This is a genomic window from Pseudomonas sp. AU12215, from assembly GCF_001675465.2.
In the GTDB taxonomy this organism is placed as follows: Bacteria; Pseudomonadota; Gammaproteobacteria; order Pseudomonadales; family Pseudomonadaceae; genus Pseudomonas; species Pseudomonas nitroreducens.
Genome location: NZ_MACM02000137.1, coordinates 231566 through 250578 on the forward strand (window position 1 = coordinate 231566; position 19013 = coordinate 250578).

Sequence of the window (19013 nt, forward strand, 5' to 3'; positions counted from 1 at the left end):
TTGTTAGCTCCTATGATCTTGTCAGCGTGATCTTGTAATGCAGTTTCTAATAAGAATGATTCAGCTTTATGTGACGCGCCGGTTGGAAAAAACCGGAAAATTCCGTTCGATCTTTTTTGTTGTTCAACGACGACCGGGTGAAAGGGCGGCCGTCCGGGCCGCCCGACGGTCAGTGCAGCGCCACGCCGGAAGGGCCGGGCGGGGTCGCAGTGCGGTGGTCCTCGATCTCCACGATCTGCCCGGCGCGCATGCGCAGCAGGCGGTCGGCGACGTCGAAATAACGGTCATCGTGGGAGATCACGATCAGCGTCTTGCCCTGGGCGCGCAGCTCGGGCAGCAGCTCGGTGTAGAAGATGCGGCGGAATTCCGGGTCCTGGTCCGCGGCCCATTCGTCGAACACCAGCACCGGGCGCTTCTCCAGCCACGCCTGCACCAGCGCCAGGCGCTTGCGTTGGCCGGTGGACAGGTCGGTCGTCGAGAACGCCTGGCCCTGCAGGCTGACCTTGTGGGCGATTTCCAGGCGCTCCAGGTAGCGGCCGGCCTCTGCCGGGATGTCCTGGCTGCCCCTGAGCAGGTCCTCGAAGAGGAAGTAGTCGGCGAAGATGGTAGTGAACAGCTGGCGGTAGTCGTCGCGGCCGCTATCGCCGACCGCTTCGCCATTGAGCAGCAGTTCGCCGTCACGCGGGGCGTAGAGGCCGAGCAGCAGCTTGATCATCGTCGTCTTGCCGCAGCCGTTCTCGCCGGAGATGAAGAGGATTTCCCCGCGATTCACCTTCAGGTTCAGCGGGCCGACGCCGAAGCCACGGGTGCCGTCGTCGGTGGGGTAGTGGTAGGCCAGGTCGCGCAGCTCGATGGACTGGAACTCCAGCGGCTGTCGGCCGTCGTCGGCCAGCAGCAGGTTCGGCTCCGGCGAGGAAAAGCGCACTGACAGTTCGGCGATGCGGCGGAAGGCGACCTGCGCGCGGGTCACCACCGGCAGTTGGCCGATCAGCCCTTCCAGCGGGCCTTTCATATACAGCAGCACGAGAATGAAGCCGGACAGCGTCGCCTGGTCGGTGCTCGGCCACAGCGACTGGTACGCCAGCGCCACGCCAATGACGATGAAGAACAGCGTGGAACCGAAGCCCTTGGCCACGTTGAACAGGTTGATCGAGCGCAGCTGGATGTCGCAGATCTCGTCGGCGGTGCCCTGCAGGCGCTCGCTGTAATGCTGGAAGCGGCGCGGGCGGCTGATGCGCAGCTCCTTGGCGCCCTCGGCGATGGCGCGGTAGTGCTTCTGCAGCTCGTCTTCCTTGTCGCGGGCCTCGAAGAAGCCCTTGATGCCCTTGGCCCGCGCGACGTACTGCACGGCGCTGCCGACGACGATGGCGATGGCGGTGGCGAGGAACATCGGCGGCGACAGCCAGGCCAGGTAGCCCAGGCAGCCGAGTGTGGTGGTCAGGGCGACGGCCAGCGGCGCGAAGGCGAAGGCGAAATCGCTGATGGTGTCGATGTCGTGGGTCAGCACCGGAATCAGGCGGTGGCTGCGGTAGCGCTCGATCTGTTCGATGGGCGCGGAAATGATCTTGCTGCCCAGGTCCTTGCGCAGCCGAGCGATCACGTGCTGGCCGACGTAGTTGGTGCCCATGTCGGAAATGATCGAGCCCAGCAGCGCCAGTACGCACAGCCCGGCGAAACCCAGCAGCAGGCCGGCGGGCATGCCGCCCTGGGAGTGCAGGCTGTAGTTGATGGTGGCGAGCAGCGCGGTGATGGCCGAGCCGCCCAGAATCCCCAGCAGGGTGGCGGCAGTCAGCGGCAGCCAGTGCGGCCGCAGCAGTTTGAGCATTTCGCGCAAGGCGCTTGGAGCGGGTGTTGGCATCGTCTTTTCCTGGCCCCGGCCTGCCACAGGGCAGGCCGCACAACGGGACGAGACGGCGCGCGAATCAGGAGATCATCGGCAAATCCGAATCGTTCCTATCAAGACGAATGAGCCAGGAGAAAACTGAAGAGAATTTGCGAAAGTTTCGCAAGTAGGAAGGGCGCGTATGGGTGGGACGCCTGGTCGCGGCCTCTTTCAGGAGCGGGCACCAGGTGTCGGAGTCTGTCGGCAGCTGCGGATTTCGTCGCATTGGAGTTCGCGAGCAAGCTCGCTCCAACAGTCTGGCCTGGGACTTGGGTGCTTTTTGTAGGAGCGAGCTTGCTCGCGATCCCGCACGGCACGCCGCTACCCGGCATGCCCGCATGGCGACTATCAGAGCTGAACGTAGCGGCTGGCGAGAACCGTACGGCCCTGGTTGTCCTTGCGCAGCTCCAGCGGCAGGACCTTGGGCAGCGAATCCACCAGCGCCTGCAGGTCGTCCGTGCGGTAGATGCCGCCGATGCGCATGGCCGCGACCGTGGCGTCGTCGAGGAATACCGGCTGCTTGAGATAGCGATTGATCAGCGGGATGGCGGCCTGAAGCGTCAGATCGTCGATCACCAGCTTGCCTTCGGTCCAGGCGATGGCTCCGGCCGGGGCTACCTGGGCCAGTTCGATGCGCTCGCTGCCCTTCAGGTAGCGGGCCTGCATGCCGGGTGTGAGTTGCGCACTGTTGCCGTCGACGCTGTCGGGAGGGCTGACCACCACCGAGCCTTCGAGCAGGGTGACCAGCATCTGGCGGGAGTCGGTCCAGACGTTGAAGCGGGTGCCAGTGACCCGCACGCTGCCGTTGTCGGTCCACACCGAGAAGGGCTGCAGCGTGTCGTGGGCGACCTGGAAGTAGGCTTCGCCACCGCTTTTCAGCCAGGCGCTGCGGCGGTCGCGGAAGTTGGCGAAGACCAGTTGCGAATTGCTGTTGAGCTCGACGTTCGAGCCGTCGGCCAGTTCGACCATGCGCGGCGCGGGTTGCGCAGCGTAATAGCCGACCCGCGAGGGCAGCAACCCGGCGGACCAGCCCGCCGACCAGACCGCGCCGATGGCGACCAGCAGGCCAGCGGCCACGGCGGCAATACGCCTGCCGTTACGAGGACGACGCTGGCTGCGTGCGCGATGGGGTGCCGGGCTGACGACAAGGTTCGGCTGGATCTGCGGAGTAGGCGGCAGCAGTTCCGAGAGCTGCCAGATCTCCAGCATCGCCTGGTACTCCTCCTCGTGTCGCGGGTCGACTTCGAGCCACTGCGCAAAATCGGCGCGCTCGGCATCGCTGCACTCGGCATCGTGCAGACGCGCGCACCAGTGCGCGGCTTCGGCGCTGATGCGGTCATCGTCGAACGGGGCGGGGGAGCTGGTCATCAGGGATCTCGGTGAGGCCGTTTGCGGCCGATATCACACTTTCTTTTCGTGTTGATGCGAGTGATTATAAATAAGCCTGACTCGGACTGTCAGCAGGCGCCTGCAGCCTCGACTGTTTTTCATAGGATGCCCGACGGGGTGGAAAGCGCGTTCATCCGGTATTACAAGGAACTGGTCCTGTACCTCAATCGCAGCCTCGGCGACCGCCAGGCGGCTGCCGATGTGACGCAGGAGGCGTTCCTGCGCCTGCTCGACCGCAAGGGTGACGAGCATATCGAACAACCTCGCGCATTTCTCTATCGCACGGCGGTGAACCTCAGTATCGACCTGCACCGGCGCGGGCGCGTGCGCCGCACTGAAGAGCTGGAAACCCTCGATCGCGAAGGCTGCCTCGACGAGCGCTGCCCGCAGGAAGAGGCCAGCCGGCAGCAGCAGTTGCAGTTGCTCCAGCGCGCCCTTGGCGAGCTGCCCGAGAACTGTCGCCGCGCATTCCTGCTGCGCAAGGTCGAGGGCTGCAGCCATATCGAGATCGCCGAAACCATGGGCATTTCCCGCGACATGGTGGAGAAGCACATCGTCAACGCGATGAAGCATTGCCGGCTGCGGCTCAGGGCCTGGGGCGTGCAGGGTTAGTCACACCTCATTCCTCCCCGTCATCTCTGGTTTGCGAGCAAGGACTGGGCGTCCCCCTCGGTCCTACAAAGAGCGCGCGAACCCTGCCTGTAGGAGCGAGCTTGCTCGCGAACCGCACCGCACCAATCGCAATTACATACACAGACGTATGGCCCGCGCCGACAATTAATTTCTGCGGGCCCGCACGCAGATTCCAGGTGCCACTCAGCTCTTCGTCATTCTGAAATTCTCATGACTTAGTGAGAATCATTCTAAATTTCCCGAAGCCTGTCTCGTCTCTCCAGATAACGCGCTATCGACAGCGCAAATCATGGGCGACACGCAGGATCGAGTGCCGGCCGCCAAGCGGCGGGGCGCTCCTGGCAGGGCCGAGCAGTAGGCCACCGGTTCCCGCGCCGTCATGCCCCACGGCCATCGCGACACAGGACATTGGCACCATGACTCAGATGATCACCCCGACCTACGACGTGCTCGGCATCGGTTTCGGCCCCTCCAACCTGGCGCTGGCGATCGCCCTGCAGGAGCAGGCGCGACGCGAGGGCCGCCATTACCATGCCCTGTTCCTCGACAAGCAGGCCGACTACCGCTGGCACGGCAACACCCTGGTGGCGCAGAGCGAGCTGCAGATTTCCTTCCTCAAGGACCTGGTGACCCTGCGTAACCCCACCAGCCCGTACAGTTTCGTCAACTACCTGCATGCGATGGGGCGGCTGATCGACTTCACCAACCTGGGCACCTTCTACCCGTGCCGCATGGAGTACAACGACTATCTGCGCTGGGTCAGCGACCAGTTCGCCGAGCAACGCGTCTGCGGCGAGACGGTCAGCCGCGTGGAGCCGGTGCAGGGCCCGGACGGCATCGAACTGGTCAAGGTGCTGTCCACCGATGCCCGCGGCCACGAGCGCTTCCGCCTGGCCCGCAGCGTGGTGGTGAGCACCGGCGGCACGCCGCGCTTCCCGTCCGCCTTCAACCACCTGCGTGACGATCCGCGCGTGTTCCACCACGCCCGTTACCTGGAGTGCATGGCCAAGCAGCGCTGCAACCAGAACGAGCCGATGCGCATCGCGGTGATCGGCGGCGGCCAGAGCGCGGCGGAAGCCTTCATCGACCTGAACGACAGCTTCCCCTCGGTTCAGGTCGACATGGTCCTGCGCGCGGCCGTGCTCAAACCGGCCGACGACAGCCCCTTCGTCAACGAAATCTTTGCCCCGCGCTACACCGACCTGGTGTTCAACGAGCCCAAGGCCGAGCGCGAGAAGCTGATCCAGGAATTCCACAACACCAACTATTCGGTGGTGGACCTGGACCTGATCGAGCGCATCTACGGCATCTTCTACCGCCAGAAGGTGGCGGGCGCGGATCGCCACGCCTTCCTCTGCCGCCGCAACGTCGAAGCCGCCAAGGCCGACGCCGATGGCATCGAGCTGACCCTGCGCGACAGCGCCACCGGCGCCGTGGAAACCCATCGCTACGACGCCGTGATCCTCGCCACCGGTTACGAGCGCAAATCGCACCGTGAGCTGCTCGCACCGTTGCAGGATTACCTCGGCGATTTCGAGGTGGGCCGCGACTACCGCGTGCTGGCCGACGAGCGTCTGCACGCCGGTATCTACCTGCAGGGCTTCACCCAGGACAGCCACGGCCTGAGCGACACCTTGCTGTCGGTGCTGCCGATGCGCGCCGAGGAAATCGCCGCGTCGATGTTCGAGCACCTGCCCCCGCAGGAATCGGCACACAAGCCCTCGCGTCCGCTGGCGGCCGAAAGCGCCTGAAGCCAACGGCCCGGAGATTTCTTCCGGGCCGACTAAATTCCTGCCGACCCTGCTCGTCATACGGGCGGGGTCGTTGCATTCACGAAAGGTTATCCATCATGACGCCCACTTTTTCCCTGCCGCTGCCCGATGGCCGCCAACTGTCCGCGGACCGCGGTGCCACAGGCCTGACCTTGCTGCTCGGTGGCGAACCGCTGCTGACTGCGCAACGCGAGGGCGAGTGCTGGCAGCTCAACGGTGCCGTCACCCGCGATGCCCTCTGGGCGCTGGCCTATTGGAGCTTTGCCGGCGACGCGCAGTGTGAGCGCGTGCAGTTCGCTGTCGCCAACGTACCCGCCGCGGCCCTGGAGCAGGGCCTGGTGAGCCGCGATGAAGTCGGCGGGCACCTGCAGATCGAGCGTGCGGCCTTCTGGCAGCTGCCTGCTGCCTGGCACAAGGGCATCGCCAGTGCCGATTACCCGCAGGTCTATCGCATCAGCAGCGGTCGCCGTCATCCGCTGCGCGCGCCCAAGCCGCAGGGTGAGGTCTATCGCCGCTTCGATGCAAAGTTGGGCCAATGGATTTCCTTGCGCACCCTGGACATCGCGCTGGACCTGGAGCGCTTCAACCGCTGGCAGAACAGCCCGCGCGTGCTGGAGTTCTGGCAGGAGGGCGGCACCCTCGAACAGCACCGTGCCTACCTGGAAAAAGCCGCTGCCGACCCGCACACCACCACCCTGATCGGCTGCATCGACGACGAGCCCTTCGCCTACTACGAAGCCTACTGGGCCAAGGAAGACCGCATCGCGCCGTTCTACGACGTGGGTGACTACGACCGCGGCATCCACATGCTGGTGGGCGAGGAATCCCATCGCGGGCCGCACAAGGTGGAAAGCTGGATGACCGCCCTGGTGCATTACCTGCTGCTGGACGACCCGCGTACCCAGCGCATCGTCGCCGAACCGCGCGCCGACAACGCGAAGATGATCGGCCACATGCAGCGCCTGGGCTTCTGGCGCGAGAAGGAATTCAACTTCCCGCACAAGCGCGCCGCGCTGATGGTGCAGAGCCGGGAAACCTTCTTCGAGCGGTGCGCCCTGTGCTGACAGCGCTGCTCTGCCGGATCGAGGGCCGCGTGACCGAGGGCTGCCGGTGATCGCAGCCTTGGCGCCGCTGTATTTCGGCGAGTTCGCCAGTTACCGCGAGGTGCTGGTGACTCGCGACGATCCTCGCCCTTCGATACCGGCCCGCACGCTGCTCGAACGCGAGAGGCTCGACAGCGTGCTGCGCCGCTTCGACCCGTCCCACGCCGATGGCGATCGCCGCGCCCTGGCCTCGCAGTGGTCGAAGTGGTACCTGGTGCGGATCATCCCGCCGGCCGTTGCCGCCGCGCTGGTGCTCGGCCGCACGCTGCCGCTGGACTTCGACGACGTGGAAGTGGTGCTGGATGCCCAGGGCATTCCCGAGGCTTTCAAATTGCCGGGGGAGGGTGGGCCGTTCGCGGCGCTGCCGGGCGATCCGTTCCAGCGCTTCGCCCATCTGCTGGAAGGTCACCTGCACCCCTTCGTGCAGCGCCTCGCCGCCGAGGTGCGCCTGTCGCCCAGGGTGCTGTGGAGCAATGCCGGGAATTACTTCGAGTGGTTCATCGGCGAGATGGGCAAGCTAGCGCCGCTGGCTCCGATGCTGGGGCACGGTCGCGAGCTGCTGGAGACCGAGCGCCGGCCGGATGGCACGCGCAATCCGCTGTTCAAGCCGATCCAGTATGTCGAGGTGTCCTGCGCGCAGCGCCCCGACGGGCTCTGGCGGCAGCGGCGGACCTGCTGCATTCGCTATCGGCTGGGGGAGATGGGCAATTGCGATAATTGCCCGTTGATCGACGAGCCGCCGGCGGAAACCAGCGATCTGTAATCGAACATCCCTGTCGCAGCCGCCCATGCCCGCGGCCGGCGTTTCCGCTCACCCGAGAATCACGCTGGCGCACGGACGCAGGATGGCGTGGAACGCGGCGATACCCATCGATATCCACGCCCCCGCAGCACGGGTATCGCGGCAGATGCGCTCGCCGGGGAGGCTGGCAGGGGGCGGTTCGCCCCCAATAGGGGCTTAACGCAGATAACTGATCGGCGAGCCATCCACCGGATTGCTCAGCACCCCCATGGGAATGCCGTAGATGTCTTCCAGCGTGTCCCCGCGCATCAGTTCGGCGGGCGAGCCCTGTGCCAGCAGGCGGCCGCCATGCAGGGCGATCAGGTGGTCGCAGTAACGCGCCGCCATGTTGATGTCGTGCAGCACCACCAGCACGCCCAGGCCCAGCTCGCGGCTCAGTTCGTGGACGCGGGAGAGCACTTCGACCTGGTGGGCGATATCCAGCGCCGACGTCGGTTCGTCCAGCAGCAGGTAGCGGCTGTTCTGCGCCAGTAGCATGGCCAGCCAGACGCGTTGGCGTTCGCCGCCGGAAAGCAGGTCCACCGGGCGGTCGGCGAAGGCCTGGGTGTCGGTCAGCTCCAGCGCGCGGTCGATCTGCTTGCGGTCTTCGCCGGTCACGCGGCCCAGCGCGCCATGCCACGGGTACCGGCCGAAGGCGACCAGTTCGCGCACGGTCAGGCCGTCGGTCTGCGGCAGCTGTTGCGGCAGGTAGGCGACCTGCCGCGCGAAGTCGCGGTTGCCCCAGTCCTGCAGCGGCTTGCCGTCCAGGCGGATGCTGCCGCTGCTGGCCTGCTGCTGGCGGGCCAGCAGCTTGAGCAGCGTGGACTTGCCCGAACCGTTGTGGCCGATCAGGCCGATCATGTTGCCGTCGGCCAGTTGCAGGCTCAGCGGTTGCAGGAGGGTGCGACCGGGGACGCTGAAACTGACATTTTCCAGTTCGAACATGGGGTCATCCATCAGGGCGGCAAGGCCGGAAAAAGCGGGAGCCCGACTCTAATCCAATCGCTAATGGTTATCAATTTTCCAAGACCTTGCGGAACCGCCCGATCACTTGCCTGTCACTGTCCGAAAGCGCTTATGATTCAACGCTGTAATTGATCTGGTAGGGCCCATGGAGTCTGCTGTCGAACGCTACAAACGCCTGCTCGCCGAGGCCCTGGCGCGTTATTTCCCCCGCACCACCGAATACCTGCGCGCCGAACGCGAAGCGGCGCAGCCGCAGCCCCGTGGACGTGGCAAGACCAAGGGCAAAGCCAAGGCACCTGCCAAGCGCGCGGCGAAAACCAAGAAGGATGGCGAGGGGCCCGCGCCCAGGCGCCCGCGAACTCCGGCCGCAGCCGGTATCTACGGCACCGCCAAGGCGCCCGATGAACAGCTCGCCCTGGACATGCGCCAGCGAGTGGCCCAGGCCGCCGCCCACGGCGTGATCAGCCAGCCTTCGGACGAACAGTGGGCGATGATCCTCGCGCCCGAACCGCTGACCCGCATCTTCGCCGGCGCCGGTTCCGGCAAGTCGACGACGCTGGTCCTGCGCGTCGTCTACATGCTGTGCCACCTGGGCATCGAGGCCGAGCGAGTGACGGTGATTTCCTTCACCAACGCCTCCTGCGCCCAGCTGCGCGAGCAACTGGTGAACGTGCTCGGCTACTGGGGCCATCCCTTCGACGCTGCCCAGGCGCGTCAGTGTGTGCGTACCTTCCATTCGGCCATGGGCACGCTGGCGAAAGTCGCGCTGAAGAATCCTCGCTGGTTCGAGCAACTGGACGAGCGCACTCCAGCAGACGAACTGGACAACCCCTTGCTGGCGGGACGCCTGCGCCCGGCGCAACAGCGGCTGCTCAAGCAGGTCTACCAGCAGTGCTATGCCGACCAGCACGAATTCCGTGTCCTGGCGCATCAGCTGCTGGAGCTGCCGCCACCGCCTGAAGCCGGCGAGGACGGCAAGCCGCCGCGCATCGGCAAGGCGCCATTGGATGCATTCAAGTTATCTGGAGAGTTCACCGCGCTGCCACTGTTCGAAGCCTTCTATGCCCAGGCCGGGTTCATCGAGAGCATCGGCCTGCGCATCGCCCAGCTGCAGCCGAAGAAGCTCGGCTGTCCGGCGCGCGAACGGCAGTTCGTCGAGGCGCTGCAACGGTTCTGGGTGGCCTTCGAAAACGCGCTGCAGGAACAGGGCCTGCTGACCTTCAACCTGGCCTTCCAGCGCCTCACCGACCAGCTCGGCGACGGCAAGCTGCCGGCCGCAGCCCTGGCGCCGTTCCAGCACCTGCTGATCGACGAGTTCCAGGACGTCTCGCCGCAGATCGTGCAGTGGCTGCAGGCTCTGCATCGCGATCTCGCCAAGCGCGGCGAAGCCGTCAGCCTGATGGCCATTGGTGACGACTGGCAGTCCATCTACGCCTGGCGTGGCAGCTCGCCGGAGCTGTTCATGGACTTCGATCGCCACTTCCCCAGCAAGGGCCGGCGCAAGAGCCGCGTGCTGCTACTGGAAACCAACTACCGCAGCATCGACCCGGTGATCCGCGACGGCGAGCGGGTGCTGGTGGGCGTGGCCAACAAGCAGGCCAAGACCTGCCGCGCGTTCAAGTCGGCGGAGGCGGGTGATCATGGGGTGAAGCTGGTGCAGCGCTTCGATGCGCGCAGCAGCTTGCCAATCCTGCTGGAGGAGATCCGCAAGCAGTGCGAGCACGTTGCCGCACGAGGATCGCGGGAGAAGACCGCCGTGCTGCTGCTCAGCCGGCGCAATGAAACCCTGCAAACGATCCTCGGCGAGCTGGACCGCAAGCTGCCGGTGAAGGGCATGACCATCCACCGCGCCAAGGGCCTGCAGGCGGAAGTGGCGATCATCGTCGACGACTGCGCCCCGCCGGAGAAGCACCCACTGCGCAGCGCGTTGTATGCGGCTTCGGGTTTCTTCGCCAGCAGCTATGACCAGGCCCAGCAGGACGAGCAACTGCGCCTGGCCTACGTGGCGATCACCCGCGGCGTGAGCCGGGTGTTCTGGTTCACCCGCAAGGCGCAGGGACCGACGGCGATCCTGGCCATGCGGCGCAATGTAGAAGCCGCGCCCGCCTGAAGATCAATCGTCGCGGGTAAGGACTTCCAGCAGTTCGATCTCGAACAGCAGGTTGGCGTTGGGCTGGATGTGCGCGCCGACCTGCCGCTCGCCGTAGGCCAGGTGCGCCGGGACGAAGAGCTTGCGCTTGCCGCCGACCTTCATGCCCATCAGGCCCTGGTCCCACCCCTTGATCACCCGGCCGGTGCCGATCACGCACTGGAAGGGGCGGCCCTTGTCGTAGGACGAATCGAAGACGGTGCCATCTTCCAGGGTGCCCTTGTACTGGGTGGTGATCAGGGCGCCCTTGACCACAGCCTTGCCGTCGCCGACGACGATATCTTCGATCTGCAGTTCGTTGCTCATGGCGTTCTCCAGTGATGCGGTGCGGCGTCAGCGCCGCGAGGGCGTGCGTTTTCGCAGGAAAATCCGGCCTTGGCAAGCGGACCGCCAGGATCAGCCGCTGGCCATTTCCCCGAGAATCCATTCGCGGAAGGCTTTGACGCGCGGGTCGTCCGTGCTCGCCTGCGGATACACCAGGTTGTAGGCGTAATCCTCAGCGACGCGCACGCCCAGCTCGAACGGTTGCACCAGCAGGCCCTGCTCCAGTTCGCGGGCAACCATGGCCTGATCGGCCAGCCCGACCGCGCCGCCTTCCAGCACGGCCTGCACCACGTGGCTGGTGTCCTCGAAGGTCACGCAGTTGCCGGCGTCGAAGTCTTCCACGCCGGCTGCCGCCATCCAGCGCGACCAGTCCGGCCAGGCGGCGCCTTCGGTCTCGCACACCACATGGCACAGGGTATGGGCCTGCAGGTCGCGCGGCTCGCGCAAGGGTGGGCCTTCGCTGAGCAGGCTCGGGCAGCACACCGGCACTATCTGGGTATCGAACAGGCGCTCCGCGACCAGGCCGGGGTAGTGTCCGCTGCCGAAGCGGATGGCCAGATCGATGTCGTCGACGGCGAAATCCCGCAACTCGTCGCTGACGTCGAAACTGAGCTTCAACCCCGGATGCAGTGCGCGGAATTTCGGCAGACGCGGCAGCAGCCAGTGCGTGGCGAACCGGGCTGTCAACGAGACCCGTAGTTGTTCCGACGTCCGCACCAGCCGTCGGGCACGCACGGTGGCGCGGTGCAGCAGACCGAGGGACTCGACTGCCGCTTCGAGCAGCAACGCGCCCGCCGGGGTCAGCTGGATGCTGCGACTGGTACGCACGAAGAGGCCGAGGCCGAGCTGGTCTTCCAGCTCCTTGATCTGGTGGCTGACCGCGGCCGGCGTCAGGCCGACTTCTTCCGCCGCGCGGGTGAAGTTGAGGTGACGGCCAGCCGCCTCGAAGGTGCGCAGGCTGCGGATACCGGGAAAGGGGCGACTCATCGATCTTCAAATCCTGCTTGATGATCCGTCGAGAAATACTCGTTTCTCCTGGCTTCGTCAAAGGCCGATAGTGATCTCACCTGATGTTTAATTTGAAGATAACCGAGCAGAGGAAGCCACGCCATGTCAGCCGCCATCCATCCCTACATCACCCAGCGCAATGCCCAGCCGGCCAGCGCCGACGACCTCGCGCCCCTGGCTTTCGCCGGCTATGCGCATTTCACCGCCATGCAGGTTCGTGGCGGCGGCACTCGCGGCCTGGACCTGCACCTGGAGCGCCTGCGCAACGCTTCGCAGCGGCTGTTCGGCCAGAGCCACTCCGATGAGGAGATTCGTGCCGCCTTACGTACCGCACTGGAGCAGGCGCCAGCAGACGTATCCCTGATGGCGACGGTCTACTCGCCCGCCGGGGAGTTCACCGTTGCCGGCCCTGAGCATCGCCCCGAGCTGCTGGTGCGCACCGCGCCGCCTTCAGATGGCCCGCAGGGACCGCTGGCGCTCGCTATTGCCGGGCACGAACGGGTGCTGCCGGAGATCAAGCACGTTGGCGAGATCGCCAAGACCTGGTATCTGCGCGAAGCGGTGGTCGCCGGCTTCGACGATGCGGTGTTCACCGACCATCGCGGGCGCTTCAGCGAAGCGACCATCTGGAATCTGGCGTTCTGGGACGGTGAAACCGTGGTCTGGCCGCGGGCGAAAATGCTTACCGGCACCACCATGGGCATTCTCCAGCGGCAACTGGAACGGCAGGGCGTGCGCCAGGTCACCCGCGCCATCGACCAGCAGGACCTGCCGCGCCTGACCGGTGCCGTGGTGATGAACTCCTGGACGCCGGCGGTACCGGTGAGCCGCATCGGTGATGTTGAAATCCCGCCGGCGCCGGAGTTCGTCGAGTTGCTGCGCAGCGCCTTCGAGGCAGAGCCGCGTGTTCAGCCATGAGGAGCCTCGCGGCGAAATTAGCTTCAGAGGGGCAGCGGGTCGCTGCGTTGGCGATGCCGTGCCGGCGCTGGCCGGTCGCAGCACAGGAACCGGCCGCGTCCTGGTTCCAGGCGTGGCTCGCCGTCATAGACCACTTCGCCGCGCGAGAGTGTGAGGGCCGGCCAGGCCCTCAGGGGCATGCCTTCATAAGGCGTGTAGTCGACGTTGTGGTGCAGCATCCGATTGTCCAGGCGCAGGTCCAGGCCGTCGTTCCAGATCACCAGGTCGGCGTCGGCACCCACGGCGATAGTGCCCTTGCGTGGCGCAAGCCCATAGAGCTGCGCCGCATTGCTGGAGGTCAGGGCAACGAACTGCTGCGCAGTGATGCGACCTGTCAGGACACCTTCGGACCAGAGCAGCGGCATGCGCGTTTCCACGCCGGGAATGCCGTTGGCGATGCGTTCGAACGAGACGTCCTCGCCGTGGGCTCGCTTGCCGTCCGGGCCGTCGTAGCAGAAGGGCGCATGATCGGAGGAGAACACCTCGAAAGTGCCATTCTGCAAAGCTGTCCAGATCACCGACTGGTTCGCCGCATCGCGCGGTGGCGGGCTGCAGATGCATCTGGCCCCTTCGAAGCTGTCGTCGCAGCCCAGCGCTTTGGCGGTGAGGAACAGATACTGTGGGCAGGTCTCGGCATACACCCGCAGGCCCTGGCCCTGCGCCCAGCGAATCTGCTCGATGGCTTCGCGTCCGGAGACATGGACGATGAGGATGGGAACGTCCACCAGTTCAGCCAGCGCGATGGCACGGTGCGTGGCTTCGCGCTCCACCAGCATCGGCCGCGAAGTCGCATGGTAGCGAGGCGCCGTGCGTCCGGCCGCAAGCAGGCGCTCGGTCAGCCAGCCGATGCAGTCGCTGTTTTCAGCATGCAGCATGACCATTGCGCCGTGCTCACGCGCGACGCTGAGGGTCTCGAGAATCTGTCGGTCGTCGAGCTTGAGCGCGTCATAGGTCATGTAGATCTTGAAAGAGCTGTAGCCTTCTTCGATCAGCGTGGGTAACTCATCGCGCAGCACCGTTGGCGTGGGATCGGTCACGATCAGGTGGAAGGCGTAGTCGATGACTGCCTTTCCGTTGGCGCGGTGGTGGTAGTCCTCCACCGCGGCTCGCAACGACTGGCCCTTCTGCTGGCAGGCGAAGGGGATCACGCAGGTGGTGCCGCCACAGGCTGCCGAACGCGTGCCACTGAGAAAGTCGTCGGCCATTCGCGAGCCGTCGCCGGTGGGCTGGTCGAAATGCACATGGCTGTCGATACCGCCGGGCGTCACGTAGCGCCCGGCGGCGTCGATCTCGGCTGTCCCTGCGGGCAGCTCCAGGCCGAGCGCGACGATGCTGCCGTCGTGCACGGCGATGTCGCAGAAGAACTCGTCGGCGGCGGTCACCGCCCGTGCATTGCGAATGACCAGGTCGAGCGGCGTAGTGCTTCCAGCGCCGGAGCCGGGCATGTCAGGAACGCTCCAGCCAGGCTCGGGCGATCTGCTCGCGGGTGGTGAACCAGACGTCGCTGTGCTGTTGTGCGTACTCGATGAAACGCTTGATCGCCATTACCCGGCCCGGGCGGCCGACCATGCGTGGATGCAAGCCGATGGAGAGCATGCGCAGTCCCTGAGCCGATTCCTCGTAGAGCACATCGAAGCTTTCCTTCATGTATTCGAGGAAGTCGGAGGCCTGATTCAGTCCCGGCGTGTTCCAGTAACGGAAATCGTTGACGTCCGAGGTGTAGGGCACCACGAGGTGACGTTTTCCCTCGACTTCGACGAAGTACGGCACATCGTCGTTGTAGGCGTCCGAGTCATAGAGGAACCCGCCTTCTTCGGCGACCAGGCGACGGGTATGCACACTGGCGCCATAGCGGCAGTACCAACCCACTGGGCGCTTGCCGCAGGTACGCTCGAATGACTTGATGGCCAGGCGGATGTGTTCATGCTCCTGGGCTTCGCTCAGGCGGAAGACTTCTTCCCAGCGATACCCGTGGCTGCATATTTCGTGGCCGAGCTCGACGGCGGCGCGAGCGACGTCGGGGTTCTGCTCGAAGGCAAGGGCACAGGCGTGAAACGTGGCAGGTACGTCGGCCGCCTGCAGGATATCCAGGATGCGCCAGATGCCCACCCGCGAGCCGTATTCGTACATCGACTCCATGGCAAGGTTGCGCACGCCGGGCGGGCACTGATAGCTGCCCCATTCGGTCATCGACTCCTGGTCCGGGTCGCCCATGGCCAGGGAACGCTCGGAGCCCTCTTCGTAGTTGATCACCAGGCTGATCGCTAAGCGCGCGCCGTTCGGCCAGCGCCCGGTGGGGCGCTGGCGGCCATAGCCGACAAGATTGCGGGCAGGGTTGCTCATCCAGAGTTACTCCTGGCAGCGGCCACAGGGCCGCACCGTGAAAAGTGAGAAAAAGGGGGGTCAGCAGTCGATGTCTTCGAGTACCTGATGATCGATACTGCCGTCCGGAGCCTGGCGGTCCCTGAAGGCCAGGCCCATCGCCAGTGTCTGCGCCACGCAGAACGACGCAGTCAGTGAGCGGAAGCCGAGCAGTTCGGCATCACTGACTTCAATCAGCACGCAAGCTCCCTGGGCGATCGGGCTGAGCAGGCTGTCAGTGATTGCCAATACCCTGGCACCGGCGGCAAGGGCCTGCTGGCAGGCCTCGACGGTGTCGCTGGCATAGGGTGGGAAGCTGACCGCCACCAGCACGTCGTCGCTTCGAATCGCGGCGACCTGTTCGCGCAGCGTTCCGCCGAAACCGCCGATATGCACCGATGGACGGCCACCGCGGCTGATCGCATAGCTCAGATAGCTGGCTACCGGAAGGGAGCGGCGCATCCCGATCACGAAGGCGGTGCGAGAGCTTTGCAGCAGCTCGATAGCCTCTTCGATGGCGGCTTGCTGCGTGCCTTCGGCCAGGTGTTCGAGCGAGACGATATTGGCGCGACTGAACTCGCGCAGGATGCCGCCGACATCGGTTGGATCCTCCAGCAACTGTTCGCCCTTGTGGTGGCGAATGCGCTCGCTGAAGCTGCCTTGGCCAGCTTGCTGCAAAGGCTCCTTGAAGAGCTTCTGCAGCTCGCTGAAGCCATTGAATCCCAGCGCCTTGGCCAGGCGGATGAAGGCCGTCGACGCAATCCCCGACTGCTCGCTGAGCGCCGCAACGGTATTGAGCGCAACGTCATGGGGATGGTCGGTCAGGTAGCGTGCGGCGTCGCGCATGCGCTGGGTGAGGTCGGCCTGCTGGGCGACGATGGCGGCACGCAGTTCCGTGAGATTCTTCGGGGCAGACATAAGAGGCTCGGTCAGGTGGAGGACGTCGATCAGCGCAGGCGATCGAGCGCGCAGTCGAGATGGTCGACCAGTCGGTCGATCTCCTCGACGGTGTTGTAGTGGGCAATGGAAACCCGCACCACTCCGCCATGCTGCGTCAGCCCGAGATGTTCAATCAGGCGACGGGCGTAGAAGTCGCCGAAGCGGATGCCGATGCGGTGCTCGTCGATGGCGCGCACGATGCTTTCCGAGGATAGGCCGTCGGCAACGAAACTGATGGTAGGTACGCGCCCGCGGTCTTTCACCTGCGCCTTGCCGATAATACGCACCCCAGGCTTTTCGCGGAGGAACTGCAGCAGGCGCTCGGCCAGCAGGTCCTCCTGCTGCTCGAACGCGTCGAAGGCCGCCTGCATGATCTGCCGGGGGCTGCCTTGGGCGCCGAGCCGAGCACCGATATCCAGCAGATAGTCGTTGATGCCGGCACAGCCGAACGACAGCTCGTAGTTGAGGTTGCCCGGTTGCAGCTTGTAGGGCAGCACCTCACGGCCGATGAAGAAGTGATTCAGGCTCGGCAACTCGAGCAATGCATCCCGCTGGCCCCAGAGCACGGCGAAATGAGGGCCGAACACCTTGTAGAAGCTGAAGACGTAATAGTCCGCCGCGCTGGCCTGGACATCCACCAGACGGTGCGGCGCATAGGCGACGGCGTCGACACACAGCTTTCCGCCGACCGCATGGACACGTCGCGCGACCTCGGCTACCGGATTGACGCTACCCAGGATATTCGACGCATGGGTCATGCTGACGTAGCGGGTACGCGGGCTGAGCAGGCGGTCCAGGTCGGCCAGTTCCAGCTCCTGGCTGGCGCTGTCCACGCTCCAGAACTTCAGTGTTGCGCCGCGCTCCTCGGCCAGTCGCACCCAGGGGCCGATGTTGGCTTCGTGGTCGCTGTTGGTGACGATGATTTCGTCGCCTGGCCCGATGCTCGGGGTCAGTGCGCGGCAGAGAATCTGCAGCAGATGGGTGGTCGAGCCACCCATGATCACTTCTTCGTGATGACGAGCGTTTATCAGTTGCGCGATGGCCCGGCGTGCTTCCAGGACCCGCTCGCCAGCCAGCGSSGAGCCACTGTAGGAGGCACCCAGTTGCACGCTGTTATTGAGCAGGTAGTCTCGCACCCGGTCGGCCACGCGGCCGAGCACGGCCGAACCACCGGCGTTGTCGAGATAGGCGAAACCATCGGCCAGCATGGGGAACTGGGCGCGCACGTAATCCATGTCGAGCGCGTTATGACGAGGGGCAGAAGGCAGATTCACATCGGTGCTCCATTGTTCGGTGATGCAAGCTTCAGTGGTGCAGAATGGCTTGCAGGAAGGCTTGGGTTCGCGGCTCACGGGGCTGGGTGAAGAACGCTTCGGGCTCGTTCTCTTCGACGATGCGCCCGCTTTCCATGAAGATCACCCGGTCGGCAACGCGCCGCGCAAAGCCCATCTCGTGGGTAACCACGATCATGGTTACACCCGTGCGGGCCAGCGCCTGCATGACATCCAGTACCTCGCCGACCATCTCGGGATCGAGTGCAGAGGTGGGCTCGTCGAACAGGATGACCTTCGGTTCCATCGCCATGGTCCGGGCGATTGCTACGCGCTGTTGCTGTCCGCCGGAAAGTTGCCCCGGCAATTTGTGAGCGTGGCTGGCCATGCCGACCTTCTCCAGCAGCACACGGGCGCGGGCGTGGGCGTCGCGGCGCGACATCCTCCGTACGCGGATCGGCGCCAATGCCACGTTGTCCAGTACGCTCAGGTGCGGGTAGAGATTGAACCCCTGGAACACCATGCCGACTTCGCTACGGATGTGCGTGAGGCGCGGGCCTGCCTCGACGCGTTCGCCGGCGACCAGGATGTCGCCCTGCTGATAGTTCTCCAGCAGGTTGATACAGCGGATCAGGGTGGACTTGCCGGAGCCGGAAGGCCCCAGGATCACCACCACTTCGCCTTCGACGACGTCGAGGTCGATGCCGTACAGCGCCTGGAACTCCCCATAGTGCTTGGACATGCGCTTGACCTGGATGATCGGCTTCATGCTGCTTTGCTCCCGCTGTGATTGCGCTGTTCGACCCAGCCAACCAGTTGCACCAGCGGCAACAGCAGCAGCAGGTACATGACGGCCGCACCGACCAGGGGTGTCGGGTTGGCTGCCAGCGCCTGTGCCTGGGTCGCCTGCTTGAGCAGGTCCGGCATCGCTACCACCGAGGCCAGCGCTGTGTCCTTCATCACGTTGATGCAGTTGCTGGTCATCGGTGGCATGACGATGCGCATTGCCTGCGGCAGGATCACGTCGCGCATGGTGTGGAAGAAGCCCATGCCCTGCGATGCAGCGGCCTCGAATTGGCCACGGGGGATGGCCTCGATGCCCGAGCGGAAGATTTCCGCGGCATAGGCGCAGGAAACCATGGACAAGGCTGCAGTGGCCGCGGCGAAGGACGACAGGCGAATCCCCATGAAGGGCAGTGCGTAGTAGATCAGCACCAGCAGCACCAGTAGCGGGATTGAACGCAGCACATCGATATAGACCCGCGCCAGTGCGCGCAGCGGTGTGAGCGCGTAGAGCCGGATCATCGCCAGGGCCAGGCCGCCGACCAGGCCCAGCACAATGCTGAGGATACCCAGCATGACCGTCACGCCCAGCCCACGCAGCATCACCGGCAGGGCATCGACGAAGACGCCCCAGTTGAAGAAGGTATGTAGCAGTTCCATCGGGACTTCCTGAGCGAAGCGGCGCCGTTGGTTGC

General features: G+C 65.1%; 17 protein-coding genes. 6 read left to right on the forward strand and 11 right to left on the reverse strand.

Annotated elements, in window-relative coordinates:
- Window positions 1-169: 169 nt before the first annotated feature.
- Window positions 170-1858 carry a cyclic peptide export ABC transporter gene (locus tag A9513_RS18850; RefSeq protein WP_024766472.1) on the reverse strand — a complete coding sequence of 563 codons (1689 nt, stop codon included), beginning with the start codon at window positions 1856-1858 and terminating at the stop codon, window positions 170-172.
- Window positions 1859-2230: 372 nt separating this feature from the next.
- Window positions 2231-3250 (reverse strand): FecR family protein, encoded by a 1020-nt coding sequence (locus A9513_RS18855; RefSeq protein ID WP_024766473.1) that lies wholly within the window; start codon window positions 3248-3250, stop codon window positions 2231-2233.
- A 138-nt stretch (window positions 3251-3388) separates the two neighbouring features.
- Here A9513_RS18855 and A9513_RS18860 point away from each other — a divergent pair, with 138 nt between their 5' ends.
- The 4 genes from A9513_RS18860 to fhuF all read left to right on the forward strand — a co-directional run bounded on the left by A9513_RS18860 (window position 3389) and on the right by fhuF (window position 7542).
- On the forward strand, window positions 3389-3883 hold the full coding sequence (locus A9513_RS18860; RefSeq protein WP_226044983.1) for a sigma-70 family RNA polymerase sigma factor: 495 nt from the start codon (window positions 3389-3391) through the stop codon (window positions 3881-3883).
- 437 nt (window positions 3884-4320) lie between these two features.
- Window positions 4321-5655 carry a lysine N(6)-hydroxylase/L-ornithine N(5)-oxygenase family protein gene (locus A9513_RS18865; protein WP_024766475.1) on the forward strand — a complete coding sequence of 445 codons (1335 nt, stop codon included), beginning with the start codon at window positions 4321-4323 and terminating at the stop codon, window positions 5653-5655.
- A 98-nt stretch (window positions 5656-5753) separates the two neighbouring features.
- Window positions 5754-6740 carry a GNAT family N-acetyltransferase gene (locus A9513_RS18870; RefSeq protein WP_065085253.1) on the forward strand — a complete coding sequence of 329 codons (987 nt, stop codon included), beginning with the start codon at window positions 5754-5756 and terminating at the stop codon, window positions 6738-6740.
- 46 nt (window positions 6741-6786) lie between these two features.
- Window positions 6787-7542, forward strand: a complete 756-nt coding sequence (fhuF, locus tag A9513_RS18875) for a siderophore-iron reductase FhuF (RefSeq protein ID WP_065085254.1) — start codon at window positions 6787-6789, stop codon at window positions 7540-7542.
- Between the two features lie 195 nt (window positions 7543-7737).
- Here fhuF and A9513_RS18880 read toward each other — a convergent pair whose 3' ends face one another.
- Window positions 7738-8505: an ATP-binding cassette domain-containing protein gene (locus tag A9513_RS18880; RefSeq protein WP_024766478.1), complete on the reverse strand. Its 768-nt coding sequence runs from the start codon at window positions 8503-8505 to the stop codon at window positions 7738-7740.
- 166 nt (window positions 8506-8671) lie between these two features.
- Here A9513_RS18880 and A9513_RS18885 point away from each other — a divergent pair, with 166 nt between their 5' ends.
- Complete coding sequence (locus A9513_RS18885; RefSeq protein ID WP_065085255.1) at window positions 8672-10636, forward strand: DEAD/DEAH box helicase; 1965 nt, start codon at window positions 8672-8674, stop codon at window positions 10634-10636.
- Between the two features lie 3 nt (window positions 10637-10639).
- On the opposite strand, the gene A9513_RS18890 is transcribed toward A9513_RS18885, so the two are convergent.
- On the reverse strand, window positions 10640-10981 hold the full coding sequence (locus A9513_RS18890) for an FKBP-type peptidyl-prolyl cis-trans isomerase (protein WP_065085256.1): 342 nt from the start codon (window positions 10979-10981) through the stop codon (window positions 10640-10642).
- Window positions 10982-11071: 90 nt separating this feature from the next.
- On the reverse strand, window positions 11072-11986 hold the full coding sequence (gcvA, locus tag A9513_RS18895; RefSeq protein ID WP_065085257.1) for a transcriptional regulator GcvA: 915 nt from the start codon (window positions 11984-11986) through the stop codon (window positions 11072-11074).
- A gap of 123 nt (window positions 11987-12109) precedes the next feature.
- Here gcvA and A9513_RS18900 point away from each other — a divergent pair, with 123 nt between their 5' ends.
- On the forward strand, window positions 12110-12925 hold the full coding sequence (locus A9513_RS18900; RefSeq protein ID WP_065085258.1) for an aminotransferase class IV family protein: 816 nt from the start codon (window positions 12110-12112) through the stop codon (window positions 12923-12925).
- A 23-nt stretch (window positions 12926-12948) separates the two neighbouring features.
- Here A9513_RS18900 and hydA read toward each other — a convergent pair whose 3' ends face one another.
- Genes hydA through A9513_RS18930 form a run of 6 tightly spaced genes read right to left on the reverse strand, consistent with a single transcriptional unit; the run spans window position 12949 to window position 18978 of the window.
- On the reverse strand, window positions 12949-14409 hold the full coding sequence (gene hydA / locus A9513_RS18905) for a dihydropyrimidinase (protein WP_065085259.1): 1461 nt from the start codon (window positions 14407-14409) through the stop codon (window positions 12949-12951).
- A 1-nt stretch (window position 14410) separates the two neighbouring features.
- The gene (locus A9513_RS18910) at window positions 14411-15307 is read right to left on the reverse strand and encodes an allantoinase PuuE (RefSeq protein WP_065085260.1); all 897 of its coding nucleotides are present in this window, start codon (window positions 15305-15307) and stop codon (window positions 14411-14413) included.
- 60 nt (window positions 15308-15367) lie between these two features.
- Entirely contained in the window at window positions 15368-16243 is an 876-nt protein-coding gene (locus A9513_RS18915; protein ID WP_065085261.1) for a MurR/RpiR family transcriptional regulator, read from the reverse strand.
- Between the two features lie 29 nt (window positions 16244-16272).
- Window positions 16273-17538: a cysteine desulfurase-like protein gene (locus A9513_RS18920; protein ID WP_255302876.1), complete on the reverse strand. Its 1266-nt coding sequence runs from the start codon at window positions 17536-17538 to the stop codon at window positions 16273-16275.
- A gap of 31 nt (window positions 17539-17569) precedes the next feature.
- Complete coding sequence (locus A9513_RS18925) at window positions 17570-18304, reverse strand: amino acid ABC transporter ATP-binding protein (protein ID WP_024766487.1); 735 nt, start codon at window positions 18302-18304, stop codon at window positions 17570-17572.
- Complete coding sequence (locus A9513_RS18930) at window positions 18301-18978, reverse strand: amino acid ABC transporter permease (RefSeq protein ID WP_065085263.1); 678 nt, start codon at window positions 18976-18978, stop codon at window positions 18301-18303. The genes A9513_RS18925 and A9513_RS18930 overlap by 4 nt, the downstream gene beginning before the upstream one ends.
- Window positions 18979-19013: the final 35 nt, after the last annotated feature.

What these genes read in the sequence shown, in the direction of transcription:
- A9513_RS18855 (WP_024766473.1), bottom strand. Translation starts at nt 3,250, where the DNA reads ATGACCAGCTCCCCCGCCCCGTTCGACGATGACCGCATCAGCGCCGAA.
- A9513_RS18865 (WP_024766475.1), top strand. Translation starts at nt 4,321, where the DNA reads ATGACTCAGATGATCACCCCGACCTACGACGTGCTCGGCATCGGTTTC.
- A9513_RS18900 (WP_065085258.1), top strand. Translation starts at nt 12,110, where the DNA reads ATGTCAGCCGCCATCCATCCCTACATCACCCAGCGCAATGCCCAGCCG.
- hydA (WP_065085259.1), bottom strand. Translation starts at nt 14,409, where the DNA reads ATGCCCGGCTCCGGCGCTGGAAGCACTACGCCGCTCGACCTGGTCATT.
- A9513_RS18890 (WP_065085256.1), bottom strand. Translation starts at nt 10,981, where the DNA reads ATGAGCAACGAACTGCAGATCGAAGATATCGTCGTCGGCGACGGCAAG.
- A9513_RS18925 (WP_024766487.1), bottom strand. Translation starts at nt 18,304, where the DNA reads ATGAAGCCGATCATCCAGGTCAAGCGCATGTCCAAGCACTATGGGGAG.
- gcvA (WP_065085257.1), bottom strand. Translation starts at nt 11,986, where the DNA reads ATGAGTCGCCCCTTTCCCGGTATCCGCAGCCTGCGCACCTTCGAGGCG.
- A9513_RS18880 (WP_024766478.1), bottom strand. Translation starts at nt 8,505, where the DNA reads ATGTTCGAACTGGAAAATGTCAGTTTCAGCGTCCCCGGTCGCACCCTC.
- A9513_RS18885 (WP_065085255.1), top strand. Translation starts at nt 8,672, where the DNA reads ATGGAGTCTGCTGTCGAACGCTACAAACGCCTGCTCGCCGAGGCCCTG.
- A9513_RS18930 (WP_065085263.1), bottom strand. Translation starts at nt 18,978, where the DNA reads ATGGAACTGCTACATACCTTCTTCAACTGGGGCGTCTTCGTCGATGCC.
- A9513_RS18910 (WP_065085260.1), bottom strand. Translation starts at nt 15,307, where the DNA reads ATGAGCAACCCTGCCCGCAATCTTGTCGGCTATGGCCGCCAGCGCCCC.
- A9513_RS18870 (WP_065085253.1), top strand. Translation starts at nt 5,754, where the DNA reads ATGACGCCCACTTTTTCCCTGCCGCTGCCCGATGGCCGCCAACTGTCC.
- A9513_RS18915 (WP_065085261.1), bottom strand. Translation starts at nt 16,243, where the DNA reads ATGTCTGCCCCGAAGAATCTCACGGAACTGCGTGCCGCCATCGTCGCC.
- A9513_RS18850 (WP_024766472.1), bottom strand. Translation starts at nt 1,858, where the DNA reads ATGCCAACACCCGCTCCAAGCGCCTTGCGCGAAATGCTCAAACTGCTG.